The organism is Veillonella sp. 3627, from assembly GCF_003992195.1.
In the GTDB taxonomy this organism is placed as follows: Bacteria; Bacillota; Negativicutes; order Veillonellales; family Veillonellaceae; genus F0422.
On record NZ_RQVG01000023.1, the window covers coordinates 1 to 827 of the forward strand.

1 pseudogene is annotated in these 827 nt (G+C 36.3%); it reads right to left on the minus strand.

What is annotated here, in order from left to right:
• Window positions 1-827, minus strand: a pseudogene (locus EO114_RS07900) (hypothetical protein); the annotation flags it as partial.

Genomic DNA, 827 nt, shown 5'->3' on the forward strand with positions numbered 1-827 from the left:
TCTGGTTTTGCTACTGGTTGTACATTCTCTTTTGGTTGACCATTTGGAAGTACATCCGCTGCATTATACCATTTACCGTCATTACCTAATTTTTTGCCATCTACTGGATCAAATGTGTTAGCACCATTCGCTACATTACCCAATTGTGTTGGACTTGTAGTTTGATTATTTGGTTTTTCTTTTGTATTTTCTACATTAGGATTCACCAAATTGGATTGTAATGGATTTGCTTTTGTATCGATTGGTTCAATAACAGTACCATCTGCTGTAACTGGTTTACCTTCTTCATTAGTTTTTACAGCTGGTTTACCATCTGGAGTAACCGGTTGACCTTTTTCATTCACTGGATAGTATTTATCACCAATTTTAGATACTGGTTTACCATCTTTATCTGTGAAAGTCACAGGTAATCCTGTTACATTGTATGTAACATTGCTTGTTGTGCCATCTTCATTAGTAGTTACAACTGCTGTTGTATTCGCACCATCTACAAAGTTTACAGTGTCATATGGTTTTACAAAGTCTTTCGCAGTACCGTTGTTTTGTAAGTTCCAACCTGCATTTAATACATCAGATACTGTAGCTGCATTGTTACCTACAAAGTTAGGGTTAGGTTTTCCATCTTTTGTTGGGTTCAATAAATCAGCTGCTTCCGTTGCTGTCAACGGAGCTTTATTGATATTGTTTACATCTCCTGCAGTTCCTTTTTCTGTACCATCAGGGTTTGTTACTTTTTTATCAGCATCATTTACTGCTGGAATGTTGTTTTTCACATTTTTCAATTCTGTTGGACTTGTTGTACCTTCAGGACCATTGATAGATGTAAC